16 protein-coding genes are annotated in these 20,222 nt (G+C 43.8%); 9 read left to right on the plus strand and 7 right to left on the minus strand.

Going from position 1 to position 20,222, the window contains the following annotated elements:
* The first annotated feature begins 39 nt into the window (after positions 1 to 39).
* Positions 40 to 393 carry a YceK/YidQ family lipoprotein gene (locus tag PR799_RS09395; protein WP_154626455.1) on the plus strand — a complete coding sequence of 118 codons (354 nt, stop codon included), beginning with the start codon at positions 40 to 42 and terminating at the stop codon, positions 391 to 393.
* A 288-nt stretch (positions 394 to 681) separates the two neighbouring features.
* Here PR799_RS09395 and PR799_RS09400 read toward each other — a convergent pair whose 3' ends face one another.
* The gene (locus PR799_RS09400) at positions 682 to 2,010 is read right to left on the minus strand and encodes a DUF3748 domain-containing protein (protein WP_272521824.1); all 1,329 of its coding nucleotides are present in this window, start codon (positions 2,008 to 2,010) and stop codon (positions 682 to 684) included.
* Positions 2,011 to 2,133: 123 nt separating this feature from the next.
* On the opposite strand from PR799_RS09400, the gene PR799_RS09405 reads away from it, so the two are divergent.
* The gene (locus tag PR799_RS09405) at positions 2,134 to 2,748 is read left to right on the plus strand and encodes a trimeric intracellular cation channel family protein (RefSeq protein WP_036948588.1); all 615 of its coding nucleotides are present in this window, start codon (positions 2,134 to 2,136) and stop codon (positions 2,746 to 2,748) included.
* 37 nt (positions 2,749 to 2,785) lie between these two features.
* Here PR799_RS09405 and ligB read toward each other — a convergent pair whose 3' ends face one another.
* Positions 2,786 to 4,498, minus strand: a complete 1,713-nt coding sequence (ligB, locus tag PR799_RS09410; protein WP_272521825.1) for an NAD-dependent DNA ligase LigB — start codon at positions 4,496 to 4,498, stop codon at positions 2,786 to 2,788.
* Positions 4,499 to 4,809: 311 nt separating this feature from the next.
* Between ligB and gmk the strand changes: the two genes are divergently transcribed.
* From gmk to recG, 5 genes are read left to right on the plus strand one after another with little or no spacing between them, the layout of a single operon-like run.
* Complete coding sequence (gene gmk, locus PR799_RS09415; protein WP_036948585.1) at positions 4,810 to 5,433, plus strand: guanylate kinase; 624 nt, start codon at positions 4,810 to 4,812, stop codon at positions 5,431 to 5,433.
* A gap of 56 nt (positions 5,434 to 5,489) precedes the next feature.
* Entirely contained in the window at positions 5,490 to 5,765 is a 276-nt protein-coding gene (gene rpoZ, locus PR799_RS09420) for a DNA-directed RNA polymerase subunit omega (RefSeq protein ID WP_006659598.1), read from the plus strand.
* Between the two features lie 19 nt (positions 5,766 to 5,784).
* A complete protein-coding gene (gene spoT, locus PR799_RS09425; protein ID WP_154602286.1) occupies positions 5,785 to 7,914 on the plus strand; it encodes a bifunctional GTP diphosphokinase/guanosine-3',5'-bis pyrophosphate 3'-pyrophosphohydrolase in 2,130 nt (709 codons plus the stop codon).
* A gap of 30 nt (positions 7,915 to 7,944) precedes the next feature.
* Positions 7,945 to 8,658, plus strand: coding sequence for a tRNA (guanosine(18)-2'-O)-methyltransferase TrmH (gene trmH / locus PR799_RS09430; protein ID WP_154602285.1), 714 nt, complete (start codon positions 7,945 to 7,947; stop codon positions 8,656 to 8,658).
* A gap of 9 nt (positions 8,659 to 8,667) precedes the next feature.
* On the plus strand, positions 8,668 to 10,749 hold the full coding sequence (gene recG / locus PR799_RS09435) for an ATP-dependent DNA helicase RecG (protein ID WP_154626447.1): 2,082 nt from the start codon (positions 8,668 to 8,670) through the stop codon (positions 10,747 to 10,749).
* 117 nt (positions 10,750 to 10,866) lie between these two features.
* Here recG and gltS read toward each other — a convergent pair whose 3' ends face one another.
* Entirely contained in the window at positions 10,867 to 12,081 is a 1,215-nt protein-coding gene (gene gltS, locus PR799_RS09440) for a sodium/glutamate symporter (RefSeq protein WP_036948572.1), read from the minus strand.
* Between the two features lie 235 nt (positions 12,082 to 12,316).
* Here gltS and PR799_RS09445 point away from each other — a divergent pair, with 235 nt between their 5' ends.
* The gene (locus PR799_RS09445; protein ID WP_272521826.1) at positions 12,317 to 13,705 is read left to right on the plus strand and encodes a uracil-xanthine permease family protein; all 1,389 of its coding nucleotides are present in this window, start codon (positions 12,317 to 12,319) and stop codon (positions 13,703 to 13,705) included.
* Between the two features lie 137 nt (positions 13,706 to 13,842).
* Positions 13,843 to 15,624, plus strand: coding sequence for an AsmA family protein (locus PR799_RS09450; RefSeq protein ID WP_272521827.1), 1,782 nt, complete (start codon positions 13,843 to 13,845; stop codon positions 15,622 to 15,624).
* A gap of 96 nt (positions 15,625 to 15,720) precedes the next feature.
* Here PR799_RS09450 and fabY read toward each other — a convergent pair whose 3' ends face one another.
* From fabY to typA, 4 genes are all read right to left on the minus strand, one after another.
* On the minus strand, positions 15,721 to 16,644 hold the full coding sequence (gene fabY / locus PR799_RS09455; RefSeq protein WP_154626441.1) for a fatty acid biosynthesis protein FabY: 924 nt from the start codon (positions 16,642 to 16,644) through the stop codon (positions 15,721 to 15,723).
* 24 nt (positions 16,645 to 16,668) lie between these two features.
* On the minus strand, positions 16,669 to 17,106 hold the full coding sequence (gene dtd, locus PR799_RS09460) for a D-aminoacyl-tRNA deacylase (protein WP_272521828.1): 438 nt from the start codon (positions 17,104 to 17,106) through the stop codon (positions 16,669 to 16,671).
* Positions 17,107 to 17,160: 54 nt separating this feature from the next.
* Positions 17,161 to 17,775 (minus strand): glucose-1-phosphatase, encoded by a 615-nt coding sequence (gene yihX, locus PR799_RS09465; RefSeq protein WP_036948558.1) that lies wholly within the window; start codon positions 17,773 to 17,775, stop codon positions 17,161 to 17,163.
* Positions 17,776 to 18,025: 250 nt separating this feature from the next.
* Positions 18,026 to 19,849 (minus strand): ribosome-dependent GTPase TypA, encoded by a 1,824-nt coding sequence (typA, locus tag PR799_RS09470; RefSeq protein WP_154601657.1) that lies wholly within the window; start codon positions 19,847 to 19,849, stop codon positions 18,026 to 18,028.
* Positions 19,850 to 20,222 lie beyond the last annotated feature (373 nt).

The raw sequence follows: 20,222 nt of genomic DNA on the forward strand, positions 1-20,222 counted from the left end.
GATTAGACAAAATCCATTTCAATGCAGGTCAACATATATATGCCAAGCTTGATTTTTTTTAGGTCGTTCGCATTTTCCACATTATTGACTCTTACATTAAGTGGCTGCTCCAGTATTATGACTCATGCAGGCCCTACTGATAGCTATTATCCTGGAACAAAAAATAGTGTTGATATGCTGCAACATGAAGATACGGGCTGGGTAGTTAAGCCATTACTGGTTATCGATTTACCATTTACCGCACTTATGGATACATTATTAATCCCCATGGATTATATGCATTCAAACGGCTCACAAGAGGCCGACTCACCGAAAAAACGTTTAGAACAACTTGATAAACAGCAACTTGATAAACAACAACTTGATAAACAACAGCCAAAGAACCCTCAATGATTGCCCTATATTAAAGTAACTTATTGATGCTCTAATCAGGAATATAATACTTAAAATACAATTAATATTATTAACTTAATTTAGGTTAATAACACCTTTATCTTACTGACTAAATTTCCATCTTTTTTTATCTATTTTATTAATCCAATACTTATTAATTTCAAGTCAATATACTTTAATTGAATATTGAGCATTTAATTTAATGATGACCTGAACTCTCTTTTTCTGAAGAATAAAGAGATGAAATTCCATCTTTTTATTCTTCATAGGTGTTATTCCAGATAAAATTTAATTAGATAGTCCTGTTTCGACAATATAAATCTGCCTAAACCCATCAATATCTCGCATAAATGCTACAAATTTATCATTTGGAGAAAAGACAACGGCATCTGCAACAGGGGCTATTTCTGTTCTTTGGGTTAACCGTTCTAAATTTCCGGTCGCTACATGACAACGCACAACGCTATTGTCATACACAAAGCAGAGATACTCACCAGTCTTATTCCAACTAAATGCAGACTGAATTGAAGACTCGCCAAATGTCACTTGGGTGAGTGTCCCTGTTGCCGTTGCCACCAACCATAGTTGCACAATGCCATGATCATCATGCATCAAACAAGCAATTGATTCGCCATTTGGTGAAGAACGTAACCAGTGTCTTGGCTGTTTCGCTAACCCTGGAAATTTCCGATGATGCGTATACGTTAAGCGCCTTTGTTTCACATTCTTAGGCGGCGCTGGCATGGTTTTTTCGGTACCTTGCAGAGGTTCATCACCTTGGATTTTGAATTCATTGGGGTCTTCGGGTAAATCAACTAAATAAACTTCAGGGATCACGTCACCATTTTGATGATGTGTATCTCCGATAAACGCTAATGCGCGTGCTTGCCACTGACCTTGTTGATCCATATAACCATGTTGACCAATCCATCCCTCTTCATAAGCTCGGCTTATCTCGTCACTATTCGGAGTTGGCGCCAAAGTCGTCTTCGTCACAACACTACAGAAAAAATTGCCGCTATATTCTCTTTCATGACCAATAGGTTCAACGGTCACAGCGCCTGCAGGTACAGCAACAGCCACATTGCGTTGGTCTAATTGGATATCGAGTTCATGCAAAACATGGTCATTATAGGTAAAGCTCAGCCACTTCCCGTCAGGGCTGAAAACATGAACATGCGTTCCGCCTCTGAGCGCACCCTCCATATAAGGTGGCGTAATACACATTGCATCAATCGGATGAGCAATACCAAGTTGGTTTTCATCAACGTAAATACCCCGGCGATGATGGAAATCATACTGCCAAGACTCATCGGGATATTCTGGTCCCTGAATAAAAGCATAACGAGGCGGATTTTCAGCGCTTACAGTGACTACGCCAACATGGGCACCATGCAATCCTCGATAGATTTCCACTTTTTGATGAGTTGTAACATGAATTTTTTCTATGGTTTGCCCTGTAAATGAACTGCCACTTGGTCGAACATCATAAGCTAACCACTGGCTATCTGGTGTCCAAACATTAATATTTGTAAGCTGATGACTCCGCGAATCCTCAGTAATACATATTTCTTTATAAGGCATTTTATTGTTCAATCTGTTATCCTTTGACATCATTTAACACAGGCTATCGGATTACTTTAACTAATCAATTCTTTAAGAGAATAAAAAATCTCAGTCGAGAAGTTTCACAAGTAATATTACCCTTAGACAATCACTATAGTATTGAATAAAACCATCATGTTATTAAGTGTTCTCTATATTATTGGTATTACTGCCGAAGCCATGACAGGCGCTTTAGCTGCTGGACGCCGTAAAATGGATGTCTTTGGCGTGATCATTATTGCTTCTGCAACAGCCATCGGCGGTGGCTCTGTCCGTGATATTCTACTCGGTCACTATCCTCTAGGTTGGGTTGCCCACCCCGAATACATCATGACCGTGGCAGGTGCTGCCATTGTCACCATATGGATAGCCCCGATGATGAAACACCTTCGCCGGCTCTTCTTAATACTTGATGCGATTGGTTTAATCGTCTTCTCTATTCTTGGTGCTCAAATCGCCCTCGATATGAATTATAGCCCTATCATTGCCGCCATTGCGGCCGTGGTTACAGGTGTATTTGGCGGTGTTCTTCGTGACATGCTGTGTAACACCATCCCTCTGGTTTTCCAAAAAGAAGTATACGCTGGCGTCTCTTTTGCTGCCGCATGGTTATATATCGGTTTGCTATATACACCGCTTCCGAAAGATATTGTGGTCATTATCACGTTGGTCGCAGGCTTAAGCGCGAGATTGCTCGCCATCCGCTACCGCTTGGGATTACCTATTTTTAATTACGAAAGCCAAGATTAACCAAAACTGATTTTCCTATCAGCCATTCGTTTAACCGCTAATGGCTGATATCTAGCTTCTGCAAAGTATACAGTTCCAGCAAAGTGTATAGCGCCTTCTGAATTTCAGGCTCTGCCAGCCAGTATTTTAATGCCTGTTTCCGCTTTTCAGATAAACCTAGCGCCTCCACAGTCTCTTGTTCACTCAATTCTTCTATCGTGGATATCTTGTTTAGCTGTCCGATTTCTAAAGGAATTCCAAGTCCTTTCAACCAGTTTACTATCGGCTGCATCGATGTTTTTTGTAGCTGACTTAGCGCATTTGTCGTTTTCTTATTCTTAGGTAATGAATCTTGCCAATGAGGAGAAAGCCAGCCAAGTAACGTTGAGAGTCCATATTTCTCCACCCATATCTTCCATGTTTTTTCACCCACCCCGCTAATCTTTAACTGTTTGCCTAGCCAAGCAAGGCGGGCAACAAATTGAGGTGCACAATCCGGTGTATATGATAAACAGCTCAATGAATGAAAACTTTCGAGAGATGATGTATCTGGATACTGACGCAGCTCTCGCCGCCAAATGACTTGCTCCATAAATGGAGTACCATGCCCAGATAATGTTAGCTGGACTTTATCCCCAACTAGCACATCCTTTTGCTTCCATGAATTGAGTGAGCCAATACGTATTTTGCTTACTTGTTTATCATCAATCGTGATGGGCTCAATGTTAGCAATAACATTTACTGCCCCTGATTTCCCTACCCGAAAAGTGAAATCAACAACTTCGGAAACCACGCTTTTTAATGGGTATTTCCATGCCACGCTCCAACTGTTTTGGTTTGCCTGCCAGGCTGATGCTGGTGGCGATGGAAAGCTTTTCAATACAATACCGTCAGTTGCAAATGGCATCGATGCTGAATAATAGTAGTCACGCCACTTGGCTGCTGATTGATAGTTTGCGATTGGATGGCTATATCGTTGTGCCAACTCAAATCCTAGCCTATTTAATTCACTCAATTGACGATTCATAGCGACAGAGTTATCAGGCCATGCCCAAATAAAAATGCCGATATCATCTGTGACCTGTGTAGGTAGCTCCTTGCGCATCAACCAACCCGCAATTTTACTCCGTGCATTTTTTCCACCGTCTGCATTTTGAACATGTCCATTGAGCCTCCAGAACAGTTCCCCCTGTAAAACAAGAGATTGCTTCGTTGAAATAGTTTTGGGGATAGCTTGAATAAAATCGGCTTTATCTCGCCAATTAAGCCCTTCACTCCCATTACCCCGACTGATCATTGACACTAAACGTCCATTTTCATAGTGCAGCGTCACCGCAACACCATCGACTTTAGGTTGCAACCAAACTTCATGACGAGGCGCTATCCATGTGGCTATTTCTTCTGATTTCAATTTTTTCAACCCCGTATGGGGTATGGGATGCTTTATTAATTGTTCAGTTTTAGGCTGTAATGGTTGTGTTAGAGTGTCAGGCAAATTTTGACAACGCTGTCCCTGCTGCCACTTCGCCAAAAGTTGATCATAAACTTCATCACTTACGCCGCTCACACCGTTGATTTGATATTGCCTATCCCACTCTTGTAGCTGCTCCCCCAACCGCAGCTGCTCCGTTCTTATGAATTCATTATCTAATGAGCGGCATGCTTGTTGAGAACCTAGCGTTTCCGCACCGTAGCCTATTGAAATAAAAGATTGAAGTAATAGGCAGAACCAACCAAATTTCCAGAGTTTCCTGACTGAAAAATAATGCATAATATCCCTATTATATTTACGTTTAATACCATGTTCCGAACCGCTATGTGTTGCATTGCATTCTGAGCCAATAAATCAAGGGCGGCAGCAGGCAATGCCGTTAATTGCATAGCGCTTCGCAAAACAGATGGTATTTTCATTAAGTTAAATTTATTTTCTGGAAGGCGTTCACAATTTTCCAATAACCAAAATTTTTTTACTCTTATTTCATGGTTAATTGATATCGCTGCATGTTGTCTTAAGTACGTGTATACTATGTAGGGTTTATCATTATCTTTTATGTCTAACCCACAAATATTCAAGAAATCATCATGATACAAGGCACGTTATATATTCTCTCTGCTCCTAGTGGCGCAGGTAAGTCCAGTCTTATCCAAGCATTATTGAAGACACAACCGTTGTATGACACTCAAGTTTCTGTTTCTCATACAACTCGAGCTGCACGCCCAGGCGAAATTCATGGCGAGCATTACTTCTTTGTTTCTGAAGCTGAATTTCTTCAGATGGTTGAGAACAATGACTTTTTAGAACATGCCTGTGTTTTCGGTAACTACTACGGCACCTCAAAACCCATTATTGAGGAAGTCTTGAATAGTGGCGTGGATGTATTTCTCGATATTGACTGGCAAGGTGCTCAGCAAATTCGCGCGAAAATGCCAGAAGCACGTAGTATCTTTATCCTACCGCCATCAAAAGATGAGCTATATCGCCGTCTGCGTGGTCGTGGTCAAGATAGTGATGAAGTCATTGAAAAGCGTATGTCACAAGCCGTTGGCGAAATTGAGCATTACAATGAATACGATTACGTCATTGTAAACGACGATTTCAACACCGCACTGAGCGATTTACAATCTATCATGCGTGCTGAGCGCTTGAGATTAGGTCGCCAAGTCCAGCGACATGATGCTTTAATCAGCAAATTACTAGCAGACTGAGAATAGTTTCAGTATCATATCAGGTCATTTTTTTATTTCTTTGGAGTAGCACACTTATGGCACGCGTAACTGTTCAAGACGCAGTAGAAAAAATTGGTAACCGTTTTGACCTCGTACTGGTCGCAGCACGTAGAGCTCGTCAGTTACAAACTGGTGGTAAAGATCCTTTAGTTCCAGAAGAAAACGATAAGCACACTGTTATCGCGCTACGTGAAGTAGAAGAAGGTTTAATTAACGGTCACATTTTGGATGTGCGTGAACGCCAAGAACAGCAAGAGCAAGAAGCCGCTGAAATGCAGGCAGTTTCTGCGATCGCTGAAGGTCGTCGCTAATTACTAAGGTGGGTCTGCCTTGTATCTGTTTGAAAGCCTAAATCTCATAATTCAACAATATCTCCCAAAAGAGCAAGTTGAATTACTGAAAAAAGCCTATGTTGTCGCACGGGATGCTCATGAAGGGCAGACCCGTTCCAGTGGTGAGCCTTATATTACTCACCCTGTTGCTGTTGCTTGTATTCTGGCTGAAATGCGTTTGGATCATGAAACACTGATGGCCGCGCTACTTCATGATGTGATTGAAGATACTCCAGCGACATTTCAAGACATAGAGCAACTGTTTGGAACCACCGTCGCCGGCTTAGTCGAAGGGGTTTCCAAACTGGATAAGCTGAATTTCCGCGACAAGAAAGAAGCTCAAGCAGAAAACTTCCGTAAAATGATCATGGCAATGGTGAAAGATATCCGTGTCATTTTGATCAAACTGGCAGACCGCACTCACAATATGCGCACGCTTGGGTCATTACGACCCGATAAGCGTCGCCGCATAGCGCGTGAAACACTGGAAATTTACAGCCCCCTCGCGCACCGCTTAGGTATCCACCATATTAAAACCGAACTCGAAGAGTTAGGTTTCGAAGCGCTGTATCCAAACCGTTATCGTGTTATCAAAGAAGTGGTGAAATCCGCTCGTGGTAACCGTAAAGAAATGATCCAAAAAATCCTTTCTGAAATTGACGGTCGATTAACGGAAGCGGGTGTACCTTGCACAGTCAGTGGTCGCGAAAAACATCTGTATTCTATCTATCGAAAAATGCATCAAAAAGAGCAGCGATTCCATTCGATTATGGATATCTATGCTTTTAGGGTCATCGTTGAAGACGTTGATACCTGCTACCGTGTTTTAGGGCAAATGCACAGTCTTTATAAACCTCGTCCGGGGCGAATCAAAGACTATATTGCTATTCCTAAGGCGAACGGCTACCAATCTCTCCACACCTCATTAATTGGGCCTCATGGGGTACCAGTCGAAGTACAAATTCGTACTGAAGATATGGACCAAATGGCCGAAATGGGTGTTGCTGCTCACTGGGCATATAAAGAACAAGGCGAATTGGGAACCACTGCGCAGGTGAAAGCCCAGCGTTGGATGCAAAGCTTGCTCGAACTCCAACAGAGTGCGGGAAGCTCATTTGAATTTATTGAAAGCGTAAAATCAGACCTCTTTCCTGATGAAATTTACGTTTTCACCCCCGAAGGTCGTATTGTCGAATTGCCGACAGGCGCGACCCCTGTGGACTTTGCGTATGCTGTGCATACTGACATCGGTCATGCCTGTGTGGGTGCGCGAGTTGATCGCCAACCTTACCCACTCTCTCAGTCACTTTCTAGCGGTCAAACGGTAGAAATTATTACTGCGCCGGGCGCTCGACCAAATGCGGCATGGTTGAACTTTGTCGTTAGCTCAAAAGCGCGTGCAAAAATCCGCCAGTTACTGAAGAATTTAAAACGCGAAGACTCCGTTAATTTAGGGCGTCGCCTACTCAATCATGCGCTAGGTGCAGGCACCAAAATCACGGATATACCTCGTGAAAGCATCGATGCCGAATTAGCTCGCATGAAGCTCCACTCGATTGATGATTTACTTGCCGAAATTGGTTTAGGTAATGCCATGAGTGTTGTGGTGGCTCGCAACTTGCAAAGTAACCCTCAAAGTGCTCAGCCAAGTGCCGTTGAAGAACCAGTGATTACGGAAAACCGTAATAAGCTGTCCATCAAAGGGGCTGATGGCGTCTTAATTACCTTTGCAAAATGCTGCCGTCCTATCCCGGGCGACCCAATTATTGCGCATATTAGCCCAGGTAAAGGATTGGTTATTCACCATGAATCTTGCCGCAATATCCGTGGTTATCAGAAAGAACCGGATAAATTTATGGCTGTCGAGTGGGATACCGAAACAGACACGGATTTTATCGCTGAAATTAAAGTCGATATGATAAACCATCAAGGTGCCCTTGCTAACTTGACCGCCGCTATCAATGATGCGAACTCAAGTATTCAAAGCATGAACACTGAAGAGAAAGATGGTCGTGTTTACTGTGCCTTTATTCGCTTGTCGATTAAAAACCGTATTCAGTTGGCTAACGTGATGCGTAAAATTCGTATCATGCCAGACGTTCTACGCGTCAGCCGTAACCGTAATTAGTCGATACCATTAAAAACACGAACTCTCACTATGAATGAACGCCGCTATCGCCGCATTTGCCAAATGATGGCGATGCGGCAGCCCGACCTAACACTCTGCCTTGAAGAAATTCATAAGCCTCATAATGTTTCTGCGATTGTGCGCAGTGCTGATGCTGTCGGGATCCACAAAATTCATGCCATTTGGCCAGACCAACAGGTTAAACTCTCTGTCTCTTCTGCGGCGGGGAGTAATAGTTGGGTAAAAGTCATTTCGCACCAGTCCACAGAAAGTGCCATTACTCAGATAAAATCCCAAGGTATGCAGGTTTTAGTGACAAATCTGTCAGATACGGCTGTCGATTTTCGAGAAATTGATTATACCCGCCCAACCTGTATTATGGTGGGGCAAGAGAAAACGGGCATATCAGACAAGGCATTAGCCCTTGCAGATCAACATATTATCATCCCAATGGTTGGTATGGTGCAGTCACTCAATGTCTCTGTCGCCTCTGCGCTTATTTTGTATGAAGCCCAGCGTCAACGCCAACTCGCAGGCATGTATGAGCGAGAAAATAGTCTATTATCTGAGCAAGAACAACAAGAATGGCTATTTGAAGGTGGCTATCCTGTATTGGCTGAAGTGGCTAAACGCAAAGGGCTTCCTCGCCCATTTATCAATCAGCAAGGTCAGATAGAAGCCGATGATGCTTGGTGGGCACAAATGCAGCTTTCTGAAAAAATGAAGAGAAAACAACTCAGTTAAGGAATCGACATGAACCGTGGTCTGCTTAATACCATTTCACTGACTTCACTTCATGGCATTGGTGCCAGCCAGTCAGAAAAAATGAGTAAAATCGGGTTGAACACAGTTCAGGACTTGCTTCTGCATTTTCCACTGCGTTATGAAGATCATACGCGTCTTTATCAGATTAAAGATTTGATGCCCGGCACAACAGCCACTATCACCGGTCACGTTCTACAAACCAAAGTCGTCTTTGGACGTAAAAGAATGATGACCTGCCTGATCAGTGATGGTACAGGCAACCTCACACTGCGTTTTTTCAATTTCTCTGCCGCGATGAAAAACAGTTTAGCCGAAGGCCGCCAAGTGACTGCCTATGGAGAAGTGCGTCGTGGTAATACTGGGCCTGAAATCATTCACCCTGAATATAAAGTCTCTCAAGAAACAGATAATATCGCCCTTCAAGAGAACCTAACGCCAGTTTATCCGACAACTGAAGGCGTCCGCCAAGCCACATTGCGTAAAGTGATGGAACAAGCGCTAGCCATGCTAGAAAGTGGCAATATTCAAGAATTACTGCCTGAAGAGTTCAGCCGTAGTCTAATTAGCCTCCCTGATGCCATCCGACTGTTACACACTCCGCCACCGGATGTTTCGTTAGATGAGTTGGAAAAAGGGCATCACCCAGCTCAAAAGCGTTTGATCCTTGAAGAGTTACTGGCTCACCATTTAAGTATGCTCGCCATTCGGGCGGGTAATGAGCGGCTCTATGCCGAGCCGCTGGTATCTTCAGGGAAATTTAAAACACCTTTACTGGCAAATTTACCGTTCTCACCAACTAACGCGCAAAAACGCGTCGTGGCAGAAATCGAAACTGATTTACAAAAAAATGCCCCCATGATGCGTTTGATCCAAGGGGATGTCGGTTCCGGTAAAACTCTTGTAGCTGCATTAGCCGCACTGTGCGCCATTGAAAATGGTAAACAAGTTGCCTTAATGGCACCGACTGAAATTCTTGCAGAACAGCACGCGAACACCTTTAAGCAGTGGTTTGAACCTCTAGGTATCAAAGTAGGCTGGTTAGCGGGTAAGCAAAAAGGTAAAGCGCGCCAGCAACAACAAGATGCCATCGCGAGTGGTGAAGTCTCGATGGTCGTCGGTACCCATGCAATCTTCCAAGAGCAAGTGAGCTTTCACTCTTTAGGGTTAGTCATCATTGATGAACAACACCGCTTTGGTGTTCACCAGCGGCTCGCTCTGCGTGAAAAAGGTGAACAACAAGGATTTCATCCACATCAATTAATCATGACCGCTACGCCAATTCCACGCACGCTGGCGATGACTGCCTATGCCGATCTCGATACCTCCGTGATTGACGAGCTTCCACCAGGAAGAACCCCAGTCACTACAGTAGCGATCCCAGATACCCGACGTAGTGATATTGTCGAGCGCGTTCGACAAGCCTGTTTAGAGGAAGGGCGACAAGCTTATTGGGTGTGTACATTGATTGATGACTCAGAGGTGCTTGAAGCTCAAGCTGCCCAAGTTACCAGCGAAGAACTCGCACTGGCACTACCTGAACTCAAAGTGGGGTTGGTACACGGTCGCATGAAACCCGCCGAAAAACAGAGCATCATGGCCGCATTTAAGAATAACGAAATCCAGTTACTTGTTGCTACCACCGTTATCGAAGTGGGGGTGGATGTTCCGAACGCAAGTCTGATGATTATTGATAACCCCGAGCGGCTTGGACTAGCACAATTACACCAACTGCGGGGGCGAGTTGGTCGTGGCTCTGTCGCATCTCACTGTGTGCTACTTTATAAAACGCCGCTCACTCACACTGCTAAACAGCGCTTACAAGTTTTACGAGATAGCAACGATGGCTTTGTCATTGCTCAAAAAGATTTAGAAATTCGAGGCCCCGGAGAGCTGCTAGGTACAAGGCAGACAGGAAATGCGGATTTTAAAGTGGCGGATTTGCTACGAGATCAATATATGTTGCCAGAAGTGCAACGGTTAGCACGCCATATCCAGCAAAACTACCCTGAGCACGCCCAGAAGATTATTGAACGCTGGCTCCCTGAGCGCGAACAATATAGCCACGCTTAAATTTTTTCCTACCTTAAAATGAAAATTGCCGTGAACACATCCATGTCCACGGCAATACCTGCTTTATTTATACATTTAGTTATATATGTTTGTATTTACTTCAATACTTGTTCTGCACTAGCCGCCAATCGTTGGGAAAACCGGCAGCCATAAGTAGAACTTAATCACTAACGCATTCACAATATCGATAAAGAACGCTCCAACCATTGGCACGACTAAGAATGCGAGGTGGGATGGACCAAACTTATCGGTGACCGCTTGCATGTTAGCGATAGCGGTTGGTGTTGCCCCTAAACCGAAGCCACAGTGACCCGCAGCTAAAATGGCAGCATCATAGTTTTTGCCCATCACTCGGAAGGTAACAAAAATTGCATACCCTGCCATAACGCAAGCTTGAACGCCGAGAATGACTAACATTGGGATTGCTAAAGACGCCAATTCCCACAGTTTTAAACTCATTAATGCCATGGCTAAGAATAAGGATAGGCTGACGTTACCCATGACAGAAACCGCGCGGTCAAATACTCGGTAAAAACCAAGCAAAGATAGGCTGTTACTTAAGATAACACCGACGAACAATACGCAAACAAACTTAGGCAGTGCAAATGCGGTGCCTGATAGTAGCCCAGCAATCCAGCTTCCTGCTAGCAAACAGATAGCAATCAACGCAATAGTTTCAATCAACACCATCGAGTTGATCATACGGTTGGATTGTGGTTTTTCAAATGCGGTTGGAACATCTTTGTCCTCATCCGCTGTACCAGGTGTTGGGATATTGCGAATTAAGAAACGTGCAACAGGACCACCAATCAGTCCCCCAAGTACTAAACCAAAGGTTGCACAAGCCATTGCAACTTCAGTTGCACTCTTGAAGCCATAGTCTTCAGTAAAAATTTTACCCCAAGCGGCGCCTGTACCATGTCCACCAGATAAAGTGATTGAGCCGGCCAATAGCCCCATCAGAGGGTCTAAACCTAATAATTTCGCAAGTGCGATACCGACTGTATTTTGAACCAGCAATAAACCGACAACGACAAAAATGAAGATTAACAATGCTTTACCGCCAGCTTTTAAGCTCGCTAAGTTAGCATTCAAACCAATGGTCGCAAAGAATGCGAGCATCATCGGTTCTTGCAGTGATAAGTCGAAGGAGAGGCTCCAATCAAATACTTGCTTAACCACTAACAGGGTAAAAGCAACTAATAATCCCCCCGCAACGGGCTCGGGGATAGTGTATTTTTCAAGAAATGAAACTGACTTTACCAGTTTACGTCCGAGTAATAGCACGAGCGTGGCTGCCACCAGAGTGCCGTAGACATCGAGATGATACATTTACGTACCTCGTCTGTTGTTAATATTATTTAAAACTAATTAGACGTTATTTTTTTCCTTAAAACGCCAAAAGCAGGTGCAGGGATTAGAAAAAAAAATCGCGATAAATACAAGTTAAAACATATAAAAATGTGACACTCATAATTTTAATTGATACTTTCTTTTATTTTGCGCAAACGATTGCTTTTTGTGTAATTCTCTTTAAAATGCGCTTTTTGCTAGTGGAACTGGAATAATGAACGCAACGGCATCTGAAGAACAACATGTTGAAAAAACAGTACAAAATCAAAGCGAACTGATATATCGCCTTGAAGATAGACCGCCTTTACCTCAGGCGTTGTTTGCTGCTGGACAGCATCTATTGGCAATGTTTGTCGCGGTTATTACCCCCGCAATGCTGATTTGCCAAGCACTTGGGCTACCTGCTCACGACACCCAGCGCATTATCAGCATGTCATTGTTTGCTTCGGGAATTGCTTCCCTGATCCAGATCCGCGCATGGGGCCCTGTCGGCTCAGGATTACTTTCCATTCAAGGCACCAGTTTCAACTTTGTTGCACCGCTGATTATGGGCGGCGTTGCACTTAAACAAGGCGGAGCCGATATTCCATCCATGATGGCGGCGCTATTCGGTACATTAATGGTCGCTGCGCTAACCGAAGTTATCCTGTCTCGCTTCTTACATTTAGCTCGTCGAGTTATCACGCCGCTGGTTTCTGGTGTCGTGGTCATGATCATTGGTTTATCACTGATTCAAGTCGGTTTAACCTCAATCGGTGGGGGTTACAGTGCGCTTGCCGATAACACATTTGGTTCCCCTGATAACCTCATTCTTGCAGGCATTGTGTTAGCCGTCATTATCCTGTTAACACGCCAGAAGAACCCGTACTTACGCGTTGCATCATTAGTGATTGCGATGGCAGTAGGCTACCTTGCTGCTTGGTGGATGAATATGCTGCCAACTTCTCAAACCAGTGATGCCAATCAATCTCTGATTACAATTCCTGAACCTTTTTATTATGGTCTCTCTTTTGATTGGAATTTACTCATTCCACTAATTCTGATTTTTATGGTGACCTCGTTAGAGACCATTGGTGACATCACTGCAACGTCGGATGTCTCTGAGCAGCCAGTGCGTGGCCCTCTGTATATGAAACGCATCAAAGGTGGCGTATTAGCAAATGGCTTAAACTCTATGGTTTCTGCGGTATTTAATACTTTCCCTAACTCCTGTTTTGGTCAGAACAATGGCGTCATTCAATTAACAGGTGTTGCTAGCCGCTACGTGGGTTACTTAGTGGCGTTGATGTTAGTGCTACTGGGTCTGTTCCCTGCGGTAGCGGGTTTTGTGCAACAAATTCCTGAACCTGTTCTGGGTGGTGCAACCATTGTGATGTTCGGCACAATTGCGGCATCAGGTGTGCGCATCGTTTCTCGTGAACCACTCAACCGCCGTGCAATTATGATCATTGCATTGTCTCTAGCTGTAGGAATGGGGGTTTCTCAACAACCACTGATCCTGCAATTTGCGCCTGACTGGCTGAAAACCCTATTTTCATCCGGTATTGCGGCAGGTGGTTTAACGGCAATCGTGCTGAACCTGATTTTCCCTCACGAAAAATAGTTCCCTTCACCGCCGCAAGAGTTGAACACGCCGGCGGTTCTTCTGTATGCTATCCTTGAGTTGCCGATATATTAAACATGTCGGCAATTTCTATTTTTATCTGATTGATAAGGGAGCAGACAAACGTGAAAGGGTTAATGAGGTTTTTCGGCTATATTTTTCTGCTTCTTTTGATTGTCTTTCTTGCTGGTTATATTGCCTTACAAACCCGATGGGGAGCAGGTTACGCCAGCCAACTTCTGAGTAAATTTACGCCTTACGATATTAACGTCGGCATTATGGGACATCAGTTCTCAGAGCCAGGTAAGTTTATTTTCCAAGACATTAAGATTGAATCAAACAACAAGCAGCTAGAATTAGATGCTCGGCAAATTGTGGTGGATATCAATTGGCGACATATTTTCAGTGGTGAAGCTATTCAACGCTTAACCATCACTCAAGGCGATTTATCTGCAAATTTTACCGATAACGCATCGCCGCTACCGCTTTCTGCGAAAGTCCTGCAATTTGAAAATAGCCAGATTCAATTAACTCAAGACAAAAACACCGTTCAAGTTGCAGGGTTTACTGGAGGTATAACCCCATGGAAACCGACAACTGAAAATCCATTTGGTTATGGTGATTTTCGCTTTACCACCAGCCAGTTAACCTTGAATTCCCTCCCTTTTAGAAATGTTGCGATCACGGGAAAATTACAAGAAAAAGTGACGGACTTTAGCCAAATCAGCGGCTACCTGAATAATGGGGCGATCACGGGTAAAGGAAAATGGTTTGCTGATGGTTCTATCACCATTGATAACCTGTCGATGAATAAAGTGGGCTGGCAGAATGACTTAACCTTTGATGTGCTGTTTGATGCAATAAACAGTGACCGAACTTTGCAAATCAACCAATTACAGCTGACCAATGTAGATATTCAAGGACGTGATTGGGCGCTGTCCGGCTTGAGCTGCGAAGTTGATCAAATTGCCTTGGTGAGAGGGAGTTGGAGCAGCCCAAAAAGCCATATTAATTTCAATGTCGATCAATTAGTTATCCAAGACCAACAAGTGGATACGCTCATCGGTGAGTTGAACATTGACGGTGATAACCTCAATGTTGATAAGCTCTCCGGCTACTACAATAAAGGGATTTTTAACCTGAGTGCGATTTGGCAACGTAATGATAAATCACTGACTATCACTGAAGGGACCCTCGCTGGGGTTCTGTATACCTTGCCAGATAATTGGCTGTCGTTCTTTGCTCAACCCGCACCTGCGTGGTTATCCACATTTGTTATTGATAATTTCACCGTCACGCAATCTTTGCTGATGAATATTCAACCTGAGTTTCCTTTCGAATTTACCGCGTTAAGCGGCAACATTCGCTATGTTGACCTGATCAAGCAGAAACAGTGGGGAATTTGGAAGGGACAAGCTACCTTCAATGCTGATGCAGGTACCATCAATCAAGTGATGATCCGCCGTCCTCTTTTAGAAATAGCAGGAAGTAATGGGCGTACCGCCGCCAGTCTCAGTGGCAGCGTTGACCGTGGTATCGCAAAAATCGGTTTACTAACGCAGCAAGAGCCGAATAAAGTACCTTTTGAATTACGTGCATCAGGCACCAACATTGATTTAGGTAATTTAAACCAGTGGGGCTGGTCAGGCTTTTCACCGCAGATGTGGGGGGATTTTGAGGCATCATTACAAGGGGATTTACTCGCATCACCTCTGGCATCAAGCCTCAACGGGAAGTTAACCGCTAAACCACTTCAAGGAAGCGTTCAACTGCGTACTGTAGTTGATGGTCATGTGGCGTCTGGTATTGCTGCTGTAGAGCCATCAGCAAAGCCCCAAACCGAACCAGAATCACACACTGCACCAGCAGAGAATACCTACCCTGTTGATAGGCATGTTCCTGATATGGTTACTCAATAAGGCAGTGAATCAATAAGCAATAAAAAGCAGGCTCATCCCTTCGGATTGCCTGCTTTTCCGATGAATAACCTAAAAACAGTCAGTCACCTAAAGATATTATTCGCTTTTCTCTTTCTTCGTTTCTGGCAGCACCATATATACACCGCTAAATACCGCACCCACTTGGTTTTCTGCATTACTCACATGCACTTCCAGTTTTACCCGCGCTTTACTTCCTCGGGCGAGACGGTCTAAATCCCCACTAAGATGTGAGAGATCCGCCACGGCGGTTGGACGTCCACTGACGGGTTTTGCGTAGCGAATATTGGCATCTACCAGCACAATTTCTCCGCCTAATTGATGCTCTTGCAGCAGCAACCAAATCATTCCCCAGCCAGTTAAGGTGGCGAGGGAAAATTGGCTTCCAGCAAAAATAGTATTATGGGGGTTTTGGTTCCCTGCTTCTGGCATAGTCGTCACAAAGCGTTTTCCTGTGTACTGTTCAATACGTACACCCATTTTTTCACTCAATGGGATATGCTTGTGCCAAGCTTGCTGAAGCTCACCGCACCAATCAGGGCGATGAAGAATTTGGTCAAGGGTTTCAATCGGTTTGATCATCAAATAGTGCCGAACAGGCGTTTTCAGCTCCCCAGTGACTTCACCACGACGTTCAAAGCCCATTTTGGCGAAGAAAGGTACGGCTTCTTCTCGTACACTGGAAACGATGCGTTTAACACCTTCGCGCCTTGCAATGGTTTCAAGCGCCATAATAATCAGTTTGCCTAAGCCCTTGCCTTGCATGACTGGGTTAACGGCGAGAAAGCGAATAGCGCCTTCGTTATCGGCATTAATATATAGGCGCCCAATGGCCAAAATACGATTTTTTTCATCAACCACCATTTGGTGGTGAGCAGTTAAATCATAACCGTCTTTTTCAGAGCCAAGGGGTTGTTTGAACGGTTCTCGCAGCATTGACCAGCGAAATTGGTAGTATGCGGCGAATTCAAGCTCATCTTTTGGTGTCCGTAGATGGTACATCTCCCCCCTCCTTTAAACGATTTTCTACACTTGCAGCCAAAAAGTGACGGGCCCATCATTGGTCAGGCTAACCTGCATGTCCGTCGCAAATTCACCCGTTTCTGTCACGATGCCTTGTGCACGGCTTTGCTCAACAAAATATTGATACAGCTGATCCGCTTTCGTCGGCTCCGCCCCGCCAGAGAAACTTGGGCGCATCCCTTTCTTGGTATCTGCGGCTAACGTAAACTGCGAAACCACTAATAAGCTTCCGCCTGCTTGTTGTACGTTAAGGTTCATTTTGCCTTGTTCGTCGCTAAAAATACGATAGCCAAGGACTTTCTCACATAGGCGTTTTGCTTTCTGCTCATCATCGTCTTTTTCAACACCGAGCAGAACTAAAAGACCAGGGCCAATTTGCCCTACAGTTTTTTCATCAACAACCACACTCGCGTGAGTGACTCTTTGGATTAATGCAATCATGGGTACTCGATAAAAAAGGAGTAACGTCGCCGTTACTCCTTATTAAGAACTGGATTATTCGACTTCGGCGCTAAAATCGTAAGTGCGAAAATATTCAGGAACGGTGTCTTTATTCAGGACATGAACACCTTTGATACCAAGTGCTTCAGCTGCTTTTACGTTTTCTTCTACATCATCAAAGAACACCGCATCAGCTGCTTCAAATTCTTCAGATTCCAGAACATATTTGAAAATTTCTGGGTCTGGTTTACGCATTCCTAAATCTTGGGATAGATACAGGAAGTCAGAGGACGCTGCAATTTCAGGGTAGTGTTCTGGCCAATAATCAAGATGCAGGCGGTTAGTGTTAGATAACACGACAACGCGATGACCTTGCTCACGCAGACGTTCCATAATATCAATGACTTCTGGTCTTAGTGAGATGAAAATTGAGTGCCAGCCTTCCGCAAAATCTTCAAAGCTTAGGGTAATACCTAATTCTTCACAAAGCAGTTCAGCAAATTCGATATCTGAAATTTTGCCACACTCGTGGAGTTGGAAGATATTGCCAAAAGTGAATCGCTTTTTGATTTCTGAACTTGGGGTACCACTCAGTTCAGACCACTTATCAAACACACGATTGAAGTCGATATCAATAATCACATTACCCATATCGAAGATATACAGCATAAATTGTCCTCTTAGTTATTCATTAAATTTACTTTAATCATTATTGAGGCAACTGAACAGTCCTAATTGAGGATTATTAAGGTTATTTTTTCAATTTATCGATTAAGCAAATTGGCTAGAGGAACTGTGTTTGTGTCTGGATAAACAAATTTTATCCGCTGATATAACTAAATTTGTCTATCGTTCGATTTTTGCGCATAAAAAAAGGTGCCATATTTGGCACCTTCTATTTTAATTCAAAAACTAACGATTAGTCTTCTTTAGAACGACTCGCACGACGGCGGTCATTCTCTGTCAAGTGGCGCTTACGCAGACGAATTGACAGTGGAGTAACTTCAACTAATTCATCATCATCGATAAACTCAAGAGCTTGTTCCAGAGTCATTTTGATAGGTGGTGACAGAGTTGTCGCTTCATCAGTACCTGACGCACGCATGTTAGTCAGTTTTTTACCGGTTAAGCAGTTAACAGTCAGGTCGTTAGAACGTGAGTGAATACCGATGATTTGGCCTTCATACACTTCAGCACCGTGACCTAAGAATAACTTACCGCGGTCTTGCAGGCTGTACAGTGCATATGCAACTGCTTTACCTTGACCGTTAGAGATCAGAACACCGTTTTGACGGCCGCCGATTTCGCCTGGGCGAACATCGTCGTAATGGCTGAATGTAGAGTACAGTAAGCCAGTACCTGAAGTCATAGTCATGAACTCAGTACGGAAGCCAATCAGACCACGGCTAGGAATGATGTAGTCTAAACGTACACGACCTTTACCGTCTGGCATCATGTCACGCAGGTCACCTTTACGCTCACCTAACGCTTTCATCACGTCGCCTTGGTTTTGTTCTTCAACATCCAAAGTTACTTGTTCGAATGGCTCTTGTTTACGACCATCGATTTCACGAATGATAACTTTTGGACGAGAAACGGCTAATTCGAAGCCTTCACGACGCATGTTTTCGATCAGAACAGATAAGTGCAGCTCACCACGACCAGAAACGCGGAATGCATCTGGATCTTGCGTTTCTTCAACACGCAGTGCAACGTTGTGAACCAGTTCTTTATTCAGACGGTCAAGGATTTGACGTGAAGTAACGAACTTACCTTCTTTACCACAGAATGGCGAGGTGTTAACACAGTAGAACATGCTAACTGTAGGCTCATCAACCGCCAGTGCAGGCAGTGCTTCAACGTTACCCACTTGGCAGATAGTGTCAGAAATATTCAGTTCACCTAAACCAGTCAGTGCAACAATGTCGCCAGCTTCAGCTTGTTGTGAATCGATACGCTCTAAACCTAAGTGAGTCAGAACTTTACCGATTTTACCGTTGCGAGTTTTACCTTCGCTATCGATAACAGTCACTTGTTGGTTAGGTTTAACAGTACCACGCTTGATGCGACCGATACCGATAACACCTAAGTAGCTGTTGTAATCTAACTGAGAAACTTGCATCTGGAATGGACCTTCCAGATCAACTTTTGGTGGCTCAACGTGTTCCACGATAGCTTCGTACAGTGGAGTCATGTCTTCAGCCATATCAGTATGGTCAAGACCTGCGATACCGTTTAATGCAGATGCATAAACGATAGGGAAATCTAATTGCTCATCCGTAGCACCTAAGTTCACGAATAAGTCGAATACTTGGTCAACAACCCAATCAGGACGCGCGCCTGGGCGGTCAACTTTGTTGATAACAACAATTGGACGTAAACCGTGGTCGAACGCTTTTTGCGTTACGAAGCGAGTTTGTGGCATTGGGCCGTCCATCGCATCAACAACCAGCAGAACGCAGTCAACCATGGACATAACACGTTCAACTTCACCACCGAAGTCGGCGTGACCCGGGGTGTCTACGATATTGATGTGATAACCATTCCATTGGATAGCGGTGTTTTTAGCAAGGATTGTAATACCACGCTCTTTCTCCAAGTCATTGGAGTCCATAACACGCTCATCAACAGTTTCACGTTCACCGAAAGTGCCGGACTGTTGCAGTAATTTACCAACCAGTGTTGTCTTGCCATGGTCAACGTGAGCGATGATGGCGATGTTTCTTAAGTTTTGAATTGACAAGGATTTTTACCGTTTAATTGACAGGAAAGGAATATGCTTTATGAGTTGTTGTAATGCCCAAAGCATACTTTCTACGTTAATTTGCTGTTATTTTACACGTTTTTCCACACAAGTGGAATAAATGTGAAAGCCATCACTATTAAAAAAGTTTTTAGCTAAAAAACATTCAGTTGCGTCGTCGTGCAAAGATGCTCAAAAAAATAGCAATTATCAGCACTAGGAAATCACAAAGTGGCAGGATAATACGCTAAAAAGGAAATATTAGCAGCCGAAAAAAAGAATAAAAAATAAACTTTCTTCGTCTATCACTCGTTTAAATGTATTTTTCATTATTTAGATATATCTAATTTGACGGTTTAGATATATCGGAATA

It is taken from the genome of Providencia sp. PROV202, assembly GCF_028479565.1.
Taxonomy (GTDB): Bacteria; Pseudomonadota; Gammaproteobacteria; order Enterobacterales; family Enterobacteriaceae; genus Providencia; species Providencia zhijiangensis.

Excerpts from the sequence above, each read along its gene's own strand:
- gltS (WP_036948572.1), bottom strand. The coding sequence starts at position 12,081 with ATGTATCATCTCGATGTCTACGGCACTCTGGTGGCAGCCACGCTCGTG.
- PR799_RS09445 (WP_272521826.1), top strand. The coding sequence starts at position 12,317 with ATGAACGCAACGGCATCTGAAGAACAACATGTTGAAAAAACAGTACAA.
- PR799_RS09450 (WP_272521827.1), top strand. The coding sequence starts at position 13,843 with ATGAGGTTTTTCGGCTATATTTTTCTGCTTCTTTTGATTGTCTTTCTT.
- ligB (WP_272521825.1), bottom strand. The coding sequence starts at position 4,498 with ATGCATTATTTTTCAGTCAGGAAACTCTGGAAATTTGGTTGGTTCTGC.
- PR799_RS09405 (WP_036948588.1), top strand. The coding sequence starts at position 2,134 with ATGTTATTAAGTGTTCTCTATATTATTGGTATTACTGCCGAAGCCATG.
- dtd (WP_272521828.1), bottom strand. The coding sequence starts at position 17,106 with ATGATTGCATTAATCCAAAGAGTCACTCACGCGAGTGTGGTTGTTGAT.
- recG (WP_154626447.1), top strand. The coding sequence starts at position 8,668 with ATGAACCGTGGTCTGCTTAATACCATTTCACTGACTTCACTTCATGGC.
- PR799_RS09400 (WP_272521824.1), bottom strand. The coding sequence starts at position 2,010 with ATGATGTCAAAGGATAACAGATTGAACAATAAAATGCCTTATAAAGAA.
- fabY (WP_154626441.1), bottom strand. The coding sequence starts at position 16,644 with ATGTACCATCTACGGACACCAAAAGATGAGCTTGAATTCGCCGCATAC.
- PR799_RS09395 (WP_154626455.1), top strand. The coding sequence starts at position 40 with ATGCCAAGCTTGATTTTTTTTAGGTCGTTCGCATTTTCCACATTATTG.
- rpoZ (WP_006659598.1), top strand. The coding sequence starts at position 5,490 with ATGGCACGCGTAACTGTTCAAGACGCAGTAGAAAAAATTGGTAACCGT.
- gmk (WP_036948585.1), top strand. The coding sequence starts at position 4,810 with ATGATACAAGGCACGTTATATATTCTCTCTGCTCCTAGTGGCGCAGGT.
- yihX (WP_036948558.1), bottom strand. The coding sequence starts at position 17,775 with ATGCTGTATATCTTCGATATGGGTAATGTGATTATTGATATCGACTTC.
- trmH (WP_154602285.1), top strand. The coding sequence starts at position 7,945 with ATGAATGAACGCCGCTATCGCCGCATTTGCCAAATGATGGCGATGCGG.